We start from the raw sequence: 19,619 nt of genomic DNA, 5'->3' as shown, positions 1-19,619 counted from the left end.
GGGTGCCTAAAACCGAAGCTTCTGTTAGAACCTTAAGTTCATACCCATGTAAAAACGGCGGCCTGAGTAAACACTGCTTACAAATCTGTCTTTGGTATCCTCACCAAGATAGGCGTATTGTTCTGACTTGGTTAGATTTACCACAGACGCGTTCACGGATAAGTTCTCCGTAATAGAGTAAGACGCGTTAATATCAACCTGATCGTAAGCATCGGTGTAAAGCGTCAACCCTGAATTCAGACCTTGCACCTGCTCAGATGTGTAGTTGTACGACGCTCTTACACTGTAGTTGTCCTGCTCGTAAAACACAGAGAAATTGAAAGATTGATCAGCAGTACCAGGCAGCGTTGACTTTCCGAGCGTCTGGCCATCCAGCGAAACGTCAGTTTGTTCGGAGTCAAGTAGGGTAAGGTTAGCCACCACACCTAAACCCAGATCCGTATTGTAATTACCAAAAATTTCAAACCCGTTAACGGAGGCTTCCGACCCATTGGCAACAGTGGAATAAGGGTCTACATCAACGATTTCCCCATCGATGTTCCGGGTAGTGGGGATAACGGCATTGACGATGAAATTATCGACTTCTTTGACGAAATAGAATATCCCCAGAACAGATGCCTCGTCGTAATACCACTCGACACCTGCATCATACTGCCAGGCTTCAAAAGGTTTTAGGTTTTTGTTACCCCCAGAGCCAGACCAACCCAGTTCTGCACCAAAGTCCTTTCTGTCATCATAGTATTCCTGCGTAACCAACGTCAGACGTTCCATGCTGCCAATCTGACCATAGCCAGGTCTAGAGATCACTTTCGCTACCGCACCGCGGAACACGATATCTTGGATCGGCTCCCATGAAATATTCAGGCTCGGCAACACATCCGTTGTTTTTTTGGTTTGGCGTACCGTTTCCAGTGTTTGGGTATAGCCCACGCCTTCAATGTTTTCTATGTAAGCACCGGTCTCATCGTCGGTGTGATCAAGCCGGGTTAAGAAGGTATCCGTCGATTGTCCAGATTGTTCTGTCTCAACAACTCTGACACCCACATTACCTCTGAAGTCGTTGTATTGAAAATCGCCTTGGACATAGTACGCAAGTGACTTTTCGCCCACATCGTAAACAAAATCATCTTCGATTCGGGTGTATTTTTCATAATTGCTATTGAGATAATCTCTGTATTTATTGATATCAACAGCAGGAAAAATATTGGTAGAAAAACCGCCCGTAATGTTGTCAATAGGCTGATCTAACAAAACGTCCGCCAGGGCTGGGATCCCACCATTATTTACATAACTTTGTTGCTGAAGCTGGGAACCGTCGCTGCCTTTAACCAGGTAAAAAGTATTTCCCGTTTCTCTGTGAACTTCTGCATCTCTGTGTTTAACACCCACACGCAGCATTTGAAATGGGCCCCAATCGACATCGATATCCGCATCTAACTGAAGAAAGGTTTCTTCCTGTTCACTTCGAACAAAACTGGAGTTTGTTGAGCCCGGATCGATACCACCACCTACACCGTTAGCGAGGTTATTGTGAAAATCGGAGTCTAGATTAAACGCCAGACTTTCACCGGTGAACTGCCACGTTGTAAACGTACTGGCATTTTCTACCCGCGCCGGATCCTGCTCTGGCCAGTTACTGCCGTAATATGCTAGATTGAAGTTTTCTTCAGGGCCGCCTTTCGCTTTAGTACGTCCGCCCACAAATCTGAGCGTATAAAAGTCGCCCTCATAATCTGCAAAAATATCGAAGGTATCTGAGGTAGTTTCTTCTTTATTAAAATTCGCCCGGAGCCAGGGGTGTATGGTATTTCCTATAGTCCCACCAGCGTCCTCAACTACGTTAACACCGGTAAGAATAGCGCCTGGTTGTGAGGCATCTCCGGCGAAAGTGACGTCTTCAACCATGCCCCTGCCATTGTTAAAACCAAGAGACCACTCAGGAACCTCCAACGAATTGGTTAGCGAATCCAAGCCGAGTGTGAAACCGAAAAAATTAGCGCCAACAGTAAGGTTCTCGGTTGGTCGCCACTGGACTGTGGCCTGCACACCTTCCCGCTTCCTCGTTTCATCAAAAACCACGCCTTTTACTACTTGGGGCCCCCAAAATCCCTGTCCGTATCGCGTACCGTCAGCAAGAGAAGTTCCACCAAAAAGTGGCACATCTGCAACTTGCGCAACCACGTTTCCGTTGGTATCTACCGGTAAAGGAGCATTTCCGTTTTCATCGTTATCTCTCCACCAGCGCCAGGTTTCAGTTTGGCCAGACAAGGTTCTGTTTTGTCTTTTCTGATAGGTGTAACCCACCAAAAAGCCGTAAGTCTCATCCTCGTCTTTCCAGGAATACAAGGCTGAATAGTGAGGATCTGTGCCTTTCGTGACATCTGCGTACGTGCCCTCAATAGAAAGCATAGTCGTATTCGCATCCAGATCGAATGGCTTTCTGCTGAAGGCGCGTATGGTTCCACCTACGCCCCCTTCGTCATACCTTGCCTCCGGTGATTTAACAACTTCAACACGTTGAATCATAGTTGATGGCAGTAAATTAAAATCAAATTGCCGGGTAGGTTCTCCTGGTGTAGAAGCAATGTAGTTTCCGTTTAATTGCGTAAGTGTCAGCCCGGCGCCTAATCCGCGAATACTTACGGCAGAACCTTCGCCACCATCCCGGGTAATAACGACCCCAGGCACACGCTGCAGTGAATCAGCTACGTTTTTATCGGGGAATTTACCAATATCTTCCGAGGTGATGGCATCTACTATACTGTTTGATAACCGTTTTATGGCAAGGTTTTCAGCCTGACTAGCCAAAATTCCCCGTATTTCAATAACTTCCATTGTATCGCTTTCATTCTCTTGCGTGACGTCCTGCGCAAATGCCGGATTCAATGCAAAAGCCACAGCCAATGACACGCCGCTTTTAAAGGGGAGCCCATAGAGTTTCCCAGCTTTTCTTGTACTGTCTTTTTTCATTTTTCTGTTCCTGTTGTACCCATCGGTGAGGTTGCTTTAAAACAGTTAGCTTGCACTGCAACCGGTTGCATAGACCGGCAAAAAAACTTACTGCAATCGATTACAATTTATTTAAACGTATATCATATGTCAACGAAAAGTTAACATCTAAATTGACTAAGTTCATTCTCAGAATAACCACAAAAACACACAAATAGTTGTTTTGTATAAAAAAATACAAAGCAATCAACCAGCTAATGGAAACCAGACCCTATTCTATTGACATGACATCGTGTTTCCAAACACAAAGCAACCGGTTGCAAATTGATAACTTTGTAGGTAGATTCACTCGCAAATGTATTAATAGAAAAAAGGTAAAACTATGAAAATGAAACAGTGGATAGCAGGAAGTATCGCTGCAACCTTCCTGTGTACGGGGTGTGTAACAGAATCGCCCAAAACCAGCGAGATATCACAACAATCCGCACTGGCAGATGTTGAACTTGCCGACCAGGTAAAAGCCGAGACCCTGCGTTCCTGGAACGCTTACAGGCAATATGCCTGGGGGGACGATGTACTGCTCCCGCTGTCCAAAAAGGGGTTTAACTGGTACGAAGACTCTCTCGGCATTTCGCCGTATGACGCTTACAGCTCACTCAAGGTAATGGGATTGGATGAGCAGGCTGATGAAATTGAGCAATATGCCCTATCCATGGACTGGAACAAAGACATCTACGTGCAGGTATTTGAAGTTAACATCCGCATATTAGGTGGTCTGCTCTCCATGTATGACTACACCCAGAACCCTAAAATCCTGGAAAAAGCCATCGACTTTGCCGATCGTATTCTGCCTGCGTTTAATTCCCCAACAGGAATTCCCTACCACTCTGTCAATTTAGTCACTGGCAAAACCGCAGGTGACAAAGGCGTTGGTAAAGGCAATGTAGTAAACGTTGCGCAAGCTGCTACCTACCTGTTTGAATTTGGTATTTTGAGTTATTACAGCCAGGATCCAAAATATTATCAGGCGGCGAAACGGGCCACCAAAGCGATTTATAGTCGTCGTTCAGACATAGGCTTACCCGGCGAAATCATCAACGTTGAAACGGGCGAGTGGGAAGGCACTAAATGGCATCACCTGCAGGCGGGCGTGGATGCGTACTACGAGTATATGTATAAAAGCTGGATGTTGTTCCCCGATCCGGAAATTAAAGCCATCTGGGACGATAGCATCGATAAAATTAACCGTTACCTTGCAGACGACTTTGAAGGTCATCGGTTTTATACTATTGTGGATATGAACACCGGCGACGTGCTGAAGCGTTCAGTATCGTTATACGATGCATTCTTTCCTGCCATACAGGCTGTATCCGGGGATATTGAAAACGCGGAAAAGAACCAGGCAACCTGGCATTGGTTGTGGAATAAATACGGACTTCTGCCAACCCGCTATCACTATGGCAATGACGAAATAGAATATCCACAGTCGGAATTGAACCCGGAAATTGTTGAGTCTGCTTATTATTTACTGCAACTAACCAATAAGCCCATATACATGGACATGGTGAAACAATACTGGCTTGACATGAATGCATGCTGCCGGAATGACGTTGCGTATAACTCAGTGAAAGACGTGCGTACCAAAGAAGCCAAAGACTATCTGGCAACGTATTTCTATGCCGAAACGCTCAAATACTTTTATGTGACATTTGCGGGCAAAGCACACTTCGATTTTGACGACTACGTGTTCAACACTGAAGCCCATACGTTTAAGCGTGCACACTTTAACCGGGAAAAAGCCCCTGTTTATCTAGGCTATGACAAGACCAACTGAGGTCTGTCCACGGCGAAGATAAAAGATAGTTAACCGGCGCCTGAATTCCTCTTCAGGCGCTTTTTTTATCGTTTTCACAAGCGATAGCTGTGCTATTGCGAATAATCAGCTCATAGGGCTTATACTGGGCACAATCATCCACAACATGGCCATTCATCAGGCCAAACAGTACCTCCATTCCTCGCTTGCCCATTTCCAACGCAGGTTGGTTGACAGTGGTGAGTGGCGGATCCACATACTCACCAAATTCCGAATTATCAAACCCAACCACGGAAACATCTTCAGGCACCCGCAAACCCAAACTTCTCAGTTTTTTCATCGCACCTATGGCGATATCATCATTAAAACAATACAGAGCCGTGGGGCGATCATCCTGCTGCATCAGCTGCTCAACGGCATTTTCGCCAGACGCTTTGCTGTACTCTCCCTGAATGAACCAGTCGTTGTTAAACGCGATACCGCGTTCTTGCAGCACTCTTTTTAGTCCACCTAAGCGATCTTTAGTGATTTGCCCGTTGTCCTGACCGGCAATGGCTGCAATTTTACGATGCCCCAGTTTAATGAGATGCAGGGCCACTTCGCGACTAGCGGCAAAGTTATCAATCACAATATGAGGATAGTTGTAGGGCTCCACAGGCGGGATACAAACACTAACAATAGGCTTGGTTGTGCCGGTTTGTAGCCAATCTGCGTCGAAGGGAAAGCGGTGATGCAGAAGGATAAGCCCGTCTGCCCTGCTGGTGTGTAGCATGTCAGCGTACATTCTTTCCCTGTTTTCATCATCGCAGGCATCTCCCAGCAAAACAGAGTATCCCAAGGGCTGCGCTGCCAGCTCTATGCCTTTGATAATTCTTGAGTAAAACGCATTGGTAATATCAGTTACCAACACAACAATGGTATTTGATTTGCCCGAATTAAAGTGTTGAGCCAACGCGTTGGGTTTGTAACCTACCTCACGCACTGCTTCATAGATTCGGTCTCTGGTTTCCTTTGACACCATCTCAGGGTTTTTTAATGCTCTGGAAACCGTGGATTTAGATACACCCGCAATTTCCGATACACGCCGCATTGTCGTCATGTTACATTCTTCTTCTGTAAAACCGGTTGCAACAGCACGCAGAATACAACCGTCGATAACCCGCAACCAGTAGAACTACCACTACGGATTGTCGCGCAAAAAGACCAGGTCAGTATCGGTACTCTGCTCTTCGCAAAAGCGGTATCCCGCACTGTCAAATGCTTTCAACCCAGCCACGTCATCAACCTGATTTTGAATAATATAGCGCGCCATCATTCCCCTGGCTTTTTTAGCAAAAAAGCTGATGACTTTGTACTGCCCGTTTTTCAAATCTTTAAAATGGGGCGTCACTACCATAGCATCAAGGGCCTTGGGCTTCACCGATTTAAAGTACTCATTTGACGCCAGGTTTACTAATACATTGTCACCTTGCGCTTGCAGGGCTTTGTTCAGGGCCAGGGTAATGTCATCACCCCAGTACTCGTAGAGGTTTTTGCCTCTACTGTTATCGAGTTTAGTTCCCATTTCCAGGCGATATGGCTGCATTAAATCCAGCGGTCTCAGCAAGCCGTAAAGACCTGACAAAATGCGCAAATGGCGCTGCCCGTAGGCCAGCGCTTCTTCGCTCAGTGAATAGGCATCTAACCCTGTGTAAACATCACCGTTAAACGCGTAAATGGCCTGGCGCGCATTTTCTGGCGTAAACGGGGTAGAAAACGAATCAAACCGGTTGGCGTTCAGTGTGGCTAACTTATCACTGATTTTCATCAGTGATGAGAGGTCAGCGGGGGATAATTTTTTGCACCGTTTAGCCAATGCTTCGGCGGCATCGAGTAAATCTGGCTGGGTAAACGTCTTTATCGGCGTTTCGGTGTCAAAATCCAAATTCTTAGCAGGTGATACCACCACGATCATAACGGGTTCCTCTACATCTAAAATATTACGATTATCCTCATAAGTAGGATAAAATCTCGTATAGCGGTGTTATTTATACCGCCAGTCTGTTATAAAATTACCAAAATCGATCTGGTTTAATCGACCGGACATACAAACCCTACATTGTGGTTCCGTTGAAAAACACAACCATCAATATCTGTCAGCTCACAACGACTATGTTCCGTGGGCTTTTCGTTTAATTAGGTCACCTATTTAGAGAGAGACGATGAGCAATCAATTAGACGCTTTGCGCGAATTAACAACCGTCGTAGCAGACACGGGCGATATCGAAGCCATAAAAAAGTATCAGCCTGTAGATGCCACTACCAATCCGTCATTACTCCTAAAAGCCGCGGGCATTCCCGAATACGCCGGCTATATTGATGATGCTGTCGCGTGGGCGAAATTACAGTCTCAGGACCCCGCTCAACAGCTTATCGATGCGTCTGACAAACTCGCTGTAACAATCGGCAAAGAAATCTCTGCACTGATTCCGGGCCGCATTTCAACAGAAGTTGACGCCCGTTTGTCTTTCGATACGCAAGCCACCATCGCAAAAGCCGAACGCCTGGTCGAACTGTACAACGATGAAGACATCGACAAGTCGCGTATTCTAATCAAAATTGCCTCTACATGGGAAGGCATTAAAGCGGCTGAGATTTTGGAGCAGCGTGGCATTCAGTGCAACCTCACTTTATTGTTCAGTTTTGCCCAAGCGCGGGCATGTGCCGAAGCGGGAGTGTACCTTATTTCTCCGTTTGTAGGCCGTATTCTCGACTGGTACAAAGCGAATACCGACAAAAAAGAATACAGTGCTGATGAAGATCCTGGTGTTATCTCGGTAACACAAATCTACAACTACTACAAAGAACACGGTTATGACACTGTGGTGATGGGCGCAAGTTTCCGCAATATTGGTGAAATTCAGGCACTGGCAGGCTGTGACAGACTGACCATCAGCCCGCAGTTGCTGGAAGAGCTTAAAAATACGACTGCTCCATTACCTGTTAAACTACAGGACAAAGGCGCTACGGCAACACCGGGCGCGAAGCTCGACGAAGTGGCTTTCCGTTGGGACATGAACGAAGACGCCATGGCTACACAAAAGCTTGCAGAAGGTATTCGCAACTTTGCCGCCGATCAGGAAAAACTGGAAGTTATGCTCAAAGAAAAACTGGGCCACTAATCTACCCTATTTATTTGTAACACTGGAAAGCTTATGACTGATTTAACACACCAGCCAGCCTGGGCGAAATTGCAAGCCCTGGCGTCTGAAATCAAAGATGCCCATATGCGAGATTGGTTTGCTGCCGATCCCAGCCGAGCAGAGAAAATGCAGGCCGAAGCCTGTGGTCTGTTTGTAGACTATTCAAAAAACCGCGTCAACGACGAAGTAATGGCAGCGCTGTTTGATCTTGCAAAAGCACAGGGCGTGGAGCACCATCGTGAAGCCATGTTCGGCGGTAAGGCCATAAATACCACAGAAAATCGCGCGGTACTGCACACCGCACTTCGCAACTTCAGTGGCGAGCCAGTAATGGTTGACGGCGAAGACGTCATGCCAGAAGTACTTGCCACCCTTGAGAAAATCAAAGCCTTTACGGCATCTGTACATTCAGGCGAACACAAAGGTTATACCGGTAAAGCCGTTAAACAAATTGTCGCCATTGGTATTGGCGGTTCCTTCCTCGGTCCCAAAATCATGACCGAAGCGCTGAAACCGCACACTCACCATGCGGTCAAAGTACACTTTGTGGCAAATGTCGATGGTTGCCATATCCACGATGTACTCGCCTCTGTGGACCATGAAGAAACCCTTGTAGTAATGTCTTCCAAGTCTTTTTCTACTCAGGAGACACTTCAGAACACCCTTACAGCTAAAGCCTGGTTCCTCGGGCAGGGTGGCAAGCAGGAAGATATTGCCAAGCACTTTGTTGCTGTTTCATCGAACGTTAAAGCTGCCACCGAGTTTGGTATTGCCGAAGAAAATATTTTCCCCATGTGGGACTGGGTTGGCGGTCGCTACTCCCTTTGGTCAGCCATCGGTCTGCCAATTTCTCTGGCCCTTGGCTTTGACAATTTCAAAGGTTTACTGGAGGGTGCCCACGACATGGATAAGCACTTCCGCGATGCACCTTTTGAGAGCAATTTGCCCGTTATTCTGGCAGTGTTGGGCGTTTGGTACCGCAACTTCTTTGACGCGCAGTCTCACGTTATGCTGCCTTATTACCACTATCTCAGAGGCTTGCCTGCGTATGTACAGCAGTTGGATATGGAAAGCAACGGCAAACAAGTAACCCAAAACGGCGATGTCGTTGATTGGCAAACCGGTCCAATCATTTGGGGAAGTGAGGGTACCAATGGACAACACTCTTTCCATCAGTTGATACACCAGGGAACGTCGGTGATCCCCGCAGACTTTATGCTGCCACTGAACGTGCCAAATCAGAACGATACGCATCACGCTATGCTCGCTTCAAACTGCTTTGGCCAGACGCAAGCGCTAATGCAGGGCAAAACCTTCGACGAGTGCTATGCCGACCTCAGCGACAAGGGGTTGGACGAGGACGCACGCAACGCACTGGCACAACACAAAACCATGCCGGGAAACAAACCCAGCAATACAATATTGTTTGATTCTCTCACGCCACAAACACTTGGCGCGTTGGTTGCAATGTATGAACATAAGGTCTTTGTCCAGGGCGTTATCTGGCAAGTAAACTCCTTCGATCAATGGGGTGTAGAACTCGGCAAAGTACTTGGTAATCAAGTACTTGATGGGATTCAAGGAAAAGCAGAGAGCGAATCGTTCGACGCATCCACACAACATCTGATTCGTCGCTTCAGGAACGCCAATGCACCAAGTTGAGGAAATAAGGCTGCCCTGGCAGCCAAAACTGTGCATCTGACTAACGGCCAGTTTTTACTGGCCGTTTTTGCCTGGGCAAAACCACAGCGTGTCATACAACTGTCACAAATTGTTAATGAAAAGTAAATTTTACTGTTTTATTCTTGCGACGGCTGTGATACAAAAGAGCCTGAAGGATGAAAAACATTCAATTCTGGCACTGAGTTAAGTGGTAAACGAAAGGAGATCCTAGTGGATAAGTCAGATCTGTTTGCGATGTTAAATATTGAAGAAACTCCGGCTAAAACGAAAAGTAAAAAGAGAAAATGGAGAGAAATAGAAGCCCTTCAAGACCGCTTCAAATTAGAAAAAGAACTAGCTGAAATTGATTGCGGGTTCGAATACGAACTCGAAACAATGGAAAGATAATACACAAACGGCCGTCTGCTCTCAGACGGCCGTTTTGTTTATTGACAGCAGAAAATCATTTGTAGTACGGGCGCTCGTTACCAGTTGATGGTTGCTTTGTTGTGCGCCTGCAACCATTGATTTGTTTGGCTAAAGTGATGACAGCCAAAAAAACCTCTGTGGGCAGACAACGGCGATGGATGTGGTGCGCTCAGGACTAAATGTCGTTGACGATTTATATTTGCACCTTTCTTATGGGCATGACTACCCCACAACAAGAACACTGCGTTTTCTGTATGAACGTTAATTACCTGCACGACTGCATCGGTAAAGCGCTCCCAGCCTAAATGCGCGTGGCTATGTGCCTTCCCCTGCTCTACGGTCAGCACTGTATTTAACAACAATACCCCTTGGCGAGCCCAGTGCGACAAATTGCCGTGTTCCGGAATGCAAAAGCCAGGAATATCATCAGCCAGCTCTTTGTAGATATTTCTTAGCGAAGGAGGTGTTTTAACACCCTTTGGAACGGAAAAGCATAGCCCGTGCGCCTGATTGGGACCGTGGTAAGGATCCTGACCTAAAATAACCACTTTCACACTCGCCAAAGGAGTAAGGGCAAAAGCGTTAAAAACATCTTTCTCAGGCGGATAAACCACCGCGTGCTGACGGGCTTCCGCTACCTTTGCCAACAACGCTTTAAAATAGGGCTGGGCCTTTTCCGCGCCCAGCACATCACCCCATGTCATTACTTTAATACTGAGAACATATGCGCTTTGAGTGCATCATAGCTCGCAGGTAATGTTACGGCCTGGCTTTCTTTACTTGAGCAGTCTACCAGAGGTTGAGGCAGGCTCAATGGCTGACCCAAAACGTTTTCCACGGTTTCTCTGAATTTTGCCGGATGAGCAGTTCCCAGGAACAATCCGTACTCACCTTCAGCCAGATCATGGCTTACCGCTCGGTAAGCAATCGCAGCGTGTGGTTCACTGGTGTAACCTTGTTGTGCCAGTTGACGCATGGCAATCTGCGTGTAATCTTCATCTACGCACTCACCGCGAAGACATGCTTTGTCGAGAAAACCCCGTTCGATCAATGCTTCGATGCGCGGCCAGTTATTGGGTTGGCTCACATCCATTGCATTCGACATAGTAGCAACCGTTTGATTCGGAGCCCACTCACCCGTTTTTAGGTAGCGTGGAACTGTGTCATTCAAGTTGGTCGCCGCTACAAAGCGTTTGATTGGCAAACCCATGGCCTTGGCTATCATACCAGCGGTAAGGTTACCAAAATTACCACTGGGTACAGAAACCACCAATTCCTTGCGCTGGGTGTCGCTAAGTTGACTCACGGCTTCAAAGTAATAGCACACCTGAGCAAGCAAGCGGCTGATATTAATAGAGTTCGCAGAGTTAAGGTGCAGCCCTTCTCTCACGTCCGGATCATCAAACGCCTGCTTCACCATGGCCTGACACGCATCGAAATCACTTTCGATGGCAACGGTGTGAATATTGTCACCGAGGGTGGTAAACAGCTTTTCCTGCAACTGGCTTATCTTGCCTTTGGGGAACAAAATAACCACATTGATGTTTTCAATACCGTGGAAAGCGTGAGCAACCGCTGCGCCAGTATCGCCCGAGGTGGCAGTGAGAATAGTAATGGGTTCACCATTACTAATACGGGAAAGGCACTGGGCCATAAAGCGACCACCAAAGTCTTTGAACGCCAATGTCGGGCCGTGGAACAATTCCAGTGTCGCCACGTTGTCGCTCACACTAACGACAGGTGCTGGAAAGGTAAACGCGTCTTTTACAATACTTTCCAACGTGCCGTCACCCAGTTCATCACCAATCAAGGCTTTAAGTACGTGAATACTGCGTTCCACAAAGGGCATGGCTAACACGTCATCAATATTGGCCAGTGTCGGAACACTGGTTGGAAAATAAAGGCCCTGTTCCTGACCCAACCCACGCTTTACTGCTTGAGAAAAAGACGCGGTGTCAGATGCTACTTTTAAATTAACTAATTCCACTTAACTTACCTTATTCTTTTACTTGCTGCTCAACCACACCGCGGTGTGGTATGCGACAAACGTGGCTAAAGCCATCTTCATTTTGTACGTAATTGCGTTGTAACCACTGACGAATCGCTTCAGCTTTTTCAGCATCATCGCACACGGCAAACACAGTCGGCCCGGAGCCGGATATACCAAAGGCCAGCCCCCCGTTTCTCATACTGAACGCCCTGGCTTCATCAAAACCAGGCAAGAGCGCTTTTCGGTACGGTTCAGCAATAACATCGTGCATTACACTGGCCGCAAGCGCGTGGTCTCCACAGTGTAGTGCGTGAGTAAACACGCCCAATTGGCGACCAAAGGTCAGAGCATCAGCCATTTCCACCTTTTTGGGCAGCGCATCCCGTGCCGCAGCTGTAGACACACTGATTCCAGAATAACAAATGACCCAATACCAACTATCGACAACCGGCAACTGAATAGCAACCTGTTCTTCCTGGCCTGTCATTAACGTCATACCGCCGAAATAACATGGCGCCACGTTGTCGTAGTGGATACTACCACTGATTTGCCCCTCCATTTCTCCCATCATAAGCAACATAGTGTTGTTGTCGAAAGGCTCGTCAAAGTGAACGTTCAATGCGTGTAGTGCTGCAACAATTGAACTGGCACTAGACCCCAGGCCACTGCCAATTGGCAGGTTTTTATGCAGCGTCATGGCCACGTGACGTGTGGGCTTGCCCACCTTCACCAGAGCTTCGAGAAAGTGCGCATAGCATAAGGTTACGATATTATTATCTGTGCCCGGTGGCAATTTATGGGCAAAAGCCCCCGTAGTATGAAGCGAAAAAGTATCGGCGTCTTTTACTTCCACTACATCGCCAAACTCACTGCCATCAACTGGTATCAGGGCTGCTCCCAGAACATCGAACCCCAAACTGACATTTCCTATTGATACCGGAGCAAAAACCCGGGTAATACTATTACTGCTCATCGATGTTATCCCGCCATTTGCTTCCAGGGCATAGTGCGAAGGATATCCGCAAAAACACCCGCCGCGGTTACTGTTCCACCAGCTCCATAACCCCGAATTACATAAGGAATGGGCTGATAATAATCACTGTTGATAGCCAGCGCGTTTTCGCCGTCTTTCACTGCAGCTAACGGATGATTCACCGGCACCGCCTGAATGGTTACTTTGCATTTATCACCTTCAATACTGCCGATATAGCGCAGTACACTGTTATTCGCCTGAGCGGCGTTTATCCGTTCACCGAAAGCGGCATCAAGGGTTGGTAATTGTTGCATGAACGCTTCAATTGAGGCGCCTTCAGCAAATCCTTCTGGGAGTACAGACTCAATTTCAATATCAGACAATTCCAGCGACAGCCCAGCCTCACGAGCCATAATAAGGAGTTTACGCGCCACGTCCATGCCACTCAAATCATCTCTCGGATCAGGCTCTGTATAGCCGTTTTCCTTTGCCGCAGACGTTGCTTCAGACAAACTCATGCCTTCTTCCAACTTGCCAAATACATAGGACAAGCTACCGGAGAGAATACCTTCAAACCGGTGCAATACGTCACCGGCGGCAAACAATTTTTGCAGGTTGTCTATAACGGGCAACCCCGCCCCTACTGTTGTTTCATAAAGATACTGTCGATTCGTACTCTGCGCGGTTTTGCGCAACTGACGATAATAAGCCATGGTGTCGGTGTTAGCTTTTTTATTCGGCGTAACCACATGGAAGCCTTCTTCCATCATATCTACATACTGAGCAGCAACAGACTCGTGACTGGTACAGTCCACAATAACCGGATTCACCAGACTGTTGTCGTTGACAAAAGCCTTTAGCCGCGAAATAGAAAAGGTATCCGATGCCTCTTGAAGTGAAGTTTTCCAATCGCCATTCACATCGATGCCTTTTGAATCGAGTAGCAACGTGCGACTGTTGGCAATACCGTATACACGCAGCTGAATATTACGCTTGAGCAACGCGGGTTGCTGACGGGCAATCTGACTAAGCAATTCTGTACCTACATTGCCACATCCCACCAAAAAAACATCGATGGTATGACGATCTGAAAAGAAGTTCTGGTGAATAACCTTCACAGCTTTCTTCGCCTTTTTGGCTTCAATGACCGTTGAAATAGAACGCTCTGATGACCCCTGTGCGATGGCAACGTTATTTACCCGGGCCTGGGCGAGTGAAGAAAAGAACCGCGCTGCCAAACCTTTAGTGTGACGCATGCCATCGCCAACAAGGGTAACAATGGCTAAATCAGAACGCACTTCAATTTGATCGAGTAACTGGTTTTGCAGTTCCAGAGCAAAAGCATCCTCGAGTAGCGACTGGGCTCGCACAGCGTCCTTTTCCTGAATACAAAAACTAATGCTATATTCCGAGCTCGACTGAGTAATTAGGCTTATGGAAATATTTGCATTACTCATAACCTCAAATACCCGGCTTGCCATTCCCACCATGCCTTTCAATCCGGGGCCAGCCACGTTGAACATAGTGATATTGTCGAGCTGAGAAATGCCCTTCACAGACGTCCATTTCTCACTGGCCTCGTTACTGATCAACGTGCCTGGCGCAGCAGGGTTCAGAGTATTTCGAATTAAACAGGGAATATGGTGTTGGGCGATGGGACCAATGGTTTTTGGATGCAACACTTTGGCGCCAAAATAAGACAACTCCATCGCTTCCTGATACGTTAGCTTGTCCAGGAGAACCGCTCCTTCTACCTGATTCGGATCTGCGTTGTATACCCCGTCTACATCGGTCCATATTTCACAACAGTCAGCTTCGATACACGCAGCGAGAATAGCAGCGGAGTAATCAGAACCGTTGCGACCTAAGGTAACTTTCTCACCCTCCTCATTAACGGCAACAAAACCCGGCATAATGAGAAACACCGAGCCATCATTAACCACTTCACTGAAACGCGCCTTACTCATGGCAACATCGGCTATGGAGTCTAGATAGTCGCCATGGGCCAACACATAGTCCACAGGGTCTAGTATCTGGTTTGCAATTCCCTTGGTATCTAAAATAGCGCTAAATAGAGTTACGCTGATATATTCGCCAATACTTAAAATACTTGCCGATACTGAGTCCGGTGCCGTTCCCAACAACTTAATGCCTTCCAGTTGTTGCCTGAGAGCAGAAAGACGAGTGGCGATAAATGCAGTGACACGGTCGTGAGCAAAATTATCCAGTGTGGTATTTAACTCATCAGCAATGCCGTGAACAGTTTGATCCAACTTTTCAAATAACGGCTGGTAATCTTCGCCAGCAGCGGCTTGCTCACACAGAAGCGACAAGGCATTGGTCACTCCCTTTGGCGCGGAGAGCACTACTGCCGCGCCATCGGTTTGGTGGGTGGTCATACTAATCTCGGTCACGCGCAAATAACGGGGGGCGTCGGCCAGAGAAGATCCACCAAACTTTAAGACTTTCATGTAATGCTCCTTTCGGTTTTATTTTGCTACATCTGCAGAAATTTGCGTAAAAAAAAACCCGCTCTTTTTCAGGGCGGGCTTTCGATGTCTGATTGCAATTTGCGCACTAGCCAGCGACCGCCCTCCAAGAGGTGGTAATAATCATCGTGCTGGTGGTGCGAATCACTCTATTCATGACTTTAATTTGCCGTATAGACGTCTATATGTCAACCGGCAATAAGGGTTATTTTCAGGACAAGTGAAATTATTACTTCCCCCATAACCATCATTATATGCATTCAGCTACCCGGCAGAAACGTAAAACCAATGTCTCTGCGCGTTGCTACGATGTTTTTTCACTGTCGCGGCATTACATTGTCAGTGTGACCTGTACGGCTCTGACAAACTTAACCTTTTGATTTACTTGTTGTTTTTATTTTAATTCCTTTTCAACGTGAATATTACCACATCTTGAGGTTTTTTTGATCTGATATTTAGTACTTATAAACATGCAGTGTTGTCACCCGTATCTATTCCCCCAGCTCAAAATCGAGTCTGCATATACACGTGATAAAATCTGGGAGCGGCACAGGTACAAAAAACGGAGCACAGTGCTCCGTTTTACATTTATGCCAGGCCACAATCAGAAAACGTAACTCACCTTTCCGTAGACATAGCGACCAGTGAAACCAAATGCCGAAAAGCCCGAGTATGGGAAAATGTTGGAGAAGGTTGTCACATCTTCCACATTGTTCCGGGTGGCCTCTGGGTATACATCAAACAGGTTGTTTGCCCCTATCGAAACACTCAGTCCGTCGGTAAGTGCAATGCGAACGTCAAGATCGGTTACCCATTCTGAAGGGATGATTTCATTTCTCGCTTCTATTGACGACGGATCTTCTACTTCACCATAGCGCGTTGTGCGCAGCGTAGTAGTATAACGATCGTAATTCCAAGTTACGCCCAGATTTATCTTGCTATCTGGAGAACTGGTTTCAAACCGACGCAGTTCGACATCGTCAAACAAGTTACTTTGGTCGAAGCCAGCCCCTTGTAACACGTCCGGAGCATCCAGAATTCCGGTCACTTCGTTGTCGTTAAAGTTGATACCTGCATTGAAGTTAAACGCCCCCCAATCGTTGGTGTTTAATGTATATGTAGACACTATGTCCACCCCTTCTGTACGCGAGTTAATCGCGTTTAAGAAGAAGCGCGCGCGGTTTGCCCCCGTACCTGCAAGTAGCGCTTCAATGGCATCACCTGAAAGGTTGTTCGACAACACGATCCTGTCGTCAATATCAATGCGATAGAAATCCACGGTGAGATTAAAATCGGCGTTGGGTGAATACGTAAAGCCGGCGCTGTAGTTTTCAGACTCTTCCGCGTCCAAACCCGGGCTGCCAAGCGCTTGCGCGACGTCACTAGAAGGAGCGAAAGTACCGGTTTCCGTAGGCACGCCATCAACAAACACGGTAGCAATAGACGTAAAGTATTGCTGCTGTAACGACGGTGCGCGGAAACCAGTAGATACTGATGCTCGCAATGCAAAGGCGTCGGTTACGGTTACCCGATGTGACATTTTCCAGTTAAATGTACTGCCAAAATCTGAATAATCTTCATATCGACCCGCTACCGCCACGTTCCAGTTTTCAAGAACATCCGCCTCAACATCTACGTAGAAGCTGTAGTTATGACGACTATTGTCGCCCGCTGACTCTGGTGTAAACCCAGGAAAAACCTGAGAACCCGCGGCACCAAAGGGGCCGTTCAAAGGATCGGTTACCGCACCGCCAGGGCCAAAATCGCCCCGAATGTATGAACCTTCTTCACCGGCCGTAATCTCGTACCCCTCGTGGCGGTATTCCGCTCCCATAGCGAAGTTCATTTCACTGTAGAAAGCACCAGTATCTACCAGTCGTGACGCATCGGCATTCACAATGGTGGTGGTGTATTCCAGTGCACCGGCATCAAATTGAGTAGGGCTTGTTGGGCCCAATGAGGTGTTCAGTGTATTGACTACACTGTATTCAAGTTCATTACTACCATGGGTAACAGACAGATCGTAATTCCAAACATCACCATACCCTTTTATCCCCGCTAGTAGCGACATATCCGTAATATCCGTTTGAATTGACGGTAAAAAACCGTCCGGATAGATCGACAGAATATTTCGATCGTCCTGGGCTCGGCGATAGAAGCCCCCACCGAGAGAGTCGCGCTGACTGAACCCTGCAGTACTGTAGAATTCAACCTCATCATTAATGGATTTACCGGCGTTTATAAACACAGCATAATCTTCTACTTCGCCGTTGCCGTACACATGATTATAGCGATTTACTGTTAATTCCCGTTCATCCACGTCACCATTCTCATCTCTGGCGTAGTTTTCCCGTGGATCGAAGTCGGCCCGGTTTGCTTGCCCGCGGTCGCGGTATTCTGCAGACACATTGACAAAACCATCTGCCCCCCACTCAAAACCCATATTCCCGCGCACAGTCACCGTCTGACCATCTGTGACAGAGCGATCTGAACCTGTGGTAAAATCCAGATTGCCGTCGTCACCAACACTCACACTATCAAGATCAGGTACGCCATCCATGGTTGTGACATTTGCACCATAGGTGACCGATACATCACCGCCTTCACTGGCGTCTTTTAAAACAATATTGATAACACCGGCAATGGCATCAGAACCGTATTGAGCCGCTGCACCGTCCCGCAACACTTCAATGCGTTTGATGGCATTGGCAGGAATAGCATTTAAATCAACGGCGGAAGAACCGCGCCCTACCGAACCGTTGAGATTCAGCAGTGCACTGGTATGTCGGCGTTTACCGTTCACCAGTACCAACGTGTGGTCGGGAGCCAAACCGCGCAGTTGAGCCGGCCTGACGTGGTCAGTGCCATCGGTGATAGACGGCTGAGGAAAATTGAAGCTCGGCAGCAGGCTGTTCAGAATCATATTAGTTTCTGTTAAACCCGTCGCTTCAATAGATGAGGCGTCAATAATATCAATGGGCACCGGTGAATCATTTACCGTTCTCCCCACACGACGGGAGCCCACCACCTGAATTTTTTCCAAATCTTCATCTGCGATTTGTTCCTGAGCAAGGACGGTAGTGGATAAAAGAGAAAGCGGTGCGCCAATAAGTGCTGCGGCAACCATAGAAAGTTTAAATGCTGGTTGGGTGCATTTTTCCTGTTGCATGATAGTGATCCCGAGTTGTTAATTGCTTTGAATGAGTTGCACTGGGGCAACCCGATGATAGTTCATCTTTTTCTGTCACAGTGCACAGCGAAAGCCAGTGAGTCTAGGTTGATGTATTATTATCTTGAATGGGCCTGCATATAGCTGACTTGTGAAGTAAATCACAGAAATATAGCCGTCTACAAGTCTAAACATGTAATAAAATTTTAATGACCATTTGGTCAGATGAGATACCCCAAACAAAGTTAACTTCAATAGGGTACATGCGTATCTTTTTGTCCCTGGTTCTTGTTAAATAGTGTTGAGTTCCACTAAACCACGTGTAAGAGAGCAAACTATGTCGGAAATCAAAACACTCAGCAGTAAAGTTGTTTACGAAAATAAGTGGATGCGGATCAGGGAAGACACCATCGAGCGGGAAAGCGGGCAGCAGGGTTTATATAGCGTCATGGAAAAGCCTGACTTCACCGTCGTGATCCCCGTGCACAATGACCATGTTTACATGGTGGAGCAATATCGCTACCCCGTAGAAAAACGACAGCTCGAATTTCCCCAGGGAACGTGGGAAACACAAAGCGACATTGACCCCCGAGCCCTTGCTGCAGGTGAGTTGCAGGAAGAAACCGGGCTCATCGCCAAACACTTGGAGTGTATCGGTTACCAGTATCTCGCCTACGGATTTTGCAACCAAGGATATCACATCTGGATTGCCAGGGATCTCACCATGACAAAGCAAAGCCTAGACCCGGAGGAAGAGGGCCTGACGTGCCATCGCATCCCGTTGAGCCAATTGGATGACATGATAAGACAAGGGGAAATTCAGGATGCAACCACCTGCAACGCCCTCGGTCTGGCCAGATTAAAAGGTGCTTTATAGCGCCTTTGCGCCGGAATGTGATTTAGTTACTATGCATGTGAATACCCACTGACCGTAGAGACCCGTTTATGAGCACAGGCAATACA

At 47.3% G+C, this 19,619-nt stretch carries 13 protein-coding genes; 5 read left to right on the top strand and 8 right to left on the bottom strand.

Annotated elements, in window-relative coordinates:
• Positions 1 to 24: 24 nt before the first annotated feature.
• Positions 25 to 2,970: a TonB-dependent receptor gene (locus tag KO518_RS06590; RefSeq protein ID WP_216025032.1), complete on the bottom strand. Its 2,946-nt coding sequence runs from the start codon at positions 2,968 to 2,970 to the stop codon at positions 25 to 27.
• A 361-nt stretch (positions 2,971 to 3,331) separates the two neighbouring features.
• Between KO518_RS06590 and KO518_RS06585 the strand changes: the two genes are divergently transcribed.
• Complete coding sequence (locus KO518_RS06585; RefSeq protein WP_216025031.1) at positions 3,332 to 4,783, top strand: glycoside hydrolase family 47 protein; 1,452 nt, start codon at positions 3,332 to 3,334, stop codon at positions 4,781 to 4,783.
• A 52-nt stretch (positions 4,784 to 4,835) separates the two neighbouring features.
• On the opposite strand, the gene KO518_RS06580 is transcribed toward KO518_RS06585, so the two are convergent.
• Positions 4,836 to 5,861, bottom strand: a complete 1,026-nt coding sequence (locus KO518_RS06580) for a LacI family DNA-binding transcriptional regulator (protein ID WP_216025030.1) — start codon at positions 5,859 to 5,861, stop codon at positions 4,836 to 4,838.
• An 81-nt stretch (positions 5,862 to 5,942) separates the two neighbouring features.
• Complete coding sequence (gene yaaA, locus KO518_RS06575; protein WP_216025029.1) at positions 5,943 to 6,716, bottom strand: peroxide stress protein YaaA; 774 nt, start codon at positions 6,714 to 6,716, stop codon at positions 5,943 to 5,945.
• Between the two features lie 247 nt (positions 6,717 to 6,963).
• Here yaaA and tal point away from each other — a divergent pair, with 247 nt between their 5' ends.
• The 3 genes from tal to KO518_RS06560 all read left to right on the top strand — a co-directional run bounded on the left by tal (position 6,964) and on the right by KO518_RS06560 (position 10,014).
• Positions 6,964 to 7,923: a transaldolase gene (tal, locus tag KO518_RS06570; protein ID WP_216025028.1), complete on the top strand. Its 960-nt coding sequence runs from the start codon at positions 6,964 to 6,966 to the stop codon at positions 7,921 to 7,923.
• Positions 7,924 to 7,956: 33 nt separating this feature from the next.
• Positions 7,957 to 9,606, top strand: coding sequence for a glucose-6-phosphate isomerase (pgi, locus tag KO518_RS06565; protein ID WP_216025027.1), 1,650 nt, complete (start codon positions 7,957 to 7,959; stop codon positions 9,604 to 9,606).
• 231 nt (positions 9,607 to 9,837) lie between these two features.
• Complete coding sequence (locus KO518_RS06560) at positions 9,838 to 10,014, top strand: DUF3545 family protein (RefSeq protein ID WP_216025026.1); 177 nt, start codon at positions 9,838 to 9,840, stop codon at positions 10,012 to 10,014.
• Between the two features lie 77 nt (positions 10,015 to 10,091).
• Here KO518_RS06560 and ung read toward each other — a convergent pair whose 3' ends face one another.
• The 5 genes from ung to KO518_RS06535 form a co-directional block, all read right to left on the bottom strand.
• Positions 10,092 to 10,739, bottom strand: coding sequence for a uracil-DNA glycosylase (ung, locus tag KO518_RS06555; protein ID WP_216025025.1), 648 nt, complete (start codon positions 10,737 to 10,739; stop codon positions 10,092 to 10,094).
• A complete protein-coding gene (thrC, locus tag KO518_RS06550; RefSeq protein WP_216025024.1) occupies positions 10,739 to 12,022 on the bottom strand; it encodes a threonine synthase in 1,284 nt (427 codons plus the stop codon). The genes ung and thrC overlap by 1 nt, the downstream gene beginning before the upstream one ends.
• Before the next feature lie 10 nt (positions 12,023 to 12,032).
• Positions 12,033 to 12,998, bottom strand: coding sequence for a homoserine kinase (thrB, locus tag KO518_RS06545; RefSeq protein ID WP_216025023.1), 966 nt, complete (start codon positions 12,996 to 12,998; stop codon positions 12,033 to 12,035).
• Positions 12,999 to 13,003: 5 nt separating this feature from the next.
• Entirely contained in the window at positions 13,004 to 15,469 is a 2,466-nt protein-coding gene (gene thrA, locus KO518_RS06540; protein WP_216025022.1) for a bifunctional aspartate kinase/homoserine dehydrogenase I, read from the bottom strand.
• Positions 15,470 to 16,091: 622 nt separating this feature from the next.
• Entirely contained in the window at positions 16,092 to 18,656 is a 2,565-nt protein-coding gene (locus tag KO518_RS06535; RefSeq protein WP_216025021.1) for a TonB-dependent siderophore receptor, read from the bottom strand.
• A 337-nt stretch (positions 18,657 to 18,993) separates the two neighbouring features.
• On the opposite strand from KO518_RS06535, the gene KO518_RS06530 reads away from it, so the two are divergent.
• Positions 18,994 to 19,533 (top strand): NUDIX hydrolase, encoded by a 540-nt coding sequence (locus KO518_RS06530; protein ID WP_216025020.1) that lies wholly within the window; start codon positions 18,994 to 18,996, stop codon positions 19,531 to 19,533.
• Positions 19,534 to 19,619: the final 86 nt, after the last annotated feature.

The organism is Aestuariibacter sp. A3R04 (assembly GCF_018860805.1).
Lineage (GTDB): Bacteria > Pseudomonadota > Gammaproteobacteria > Enterobacterales > Alteromonadaceae > Alteromonas.
This window is presented reverse-complemented; position numbering and strand designations above follow the sequence as displayed.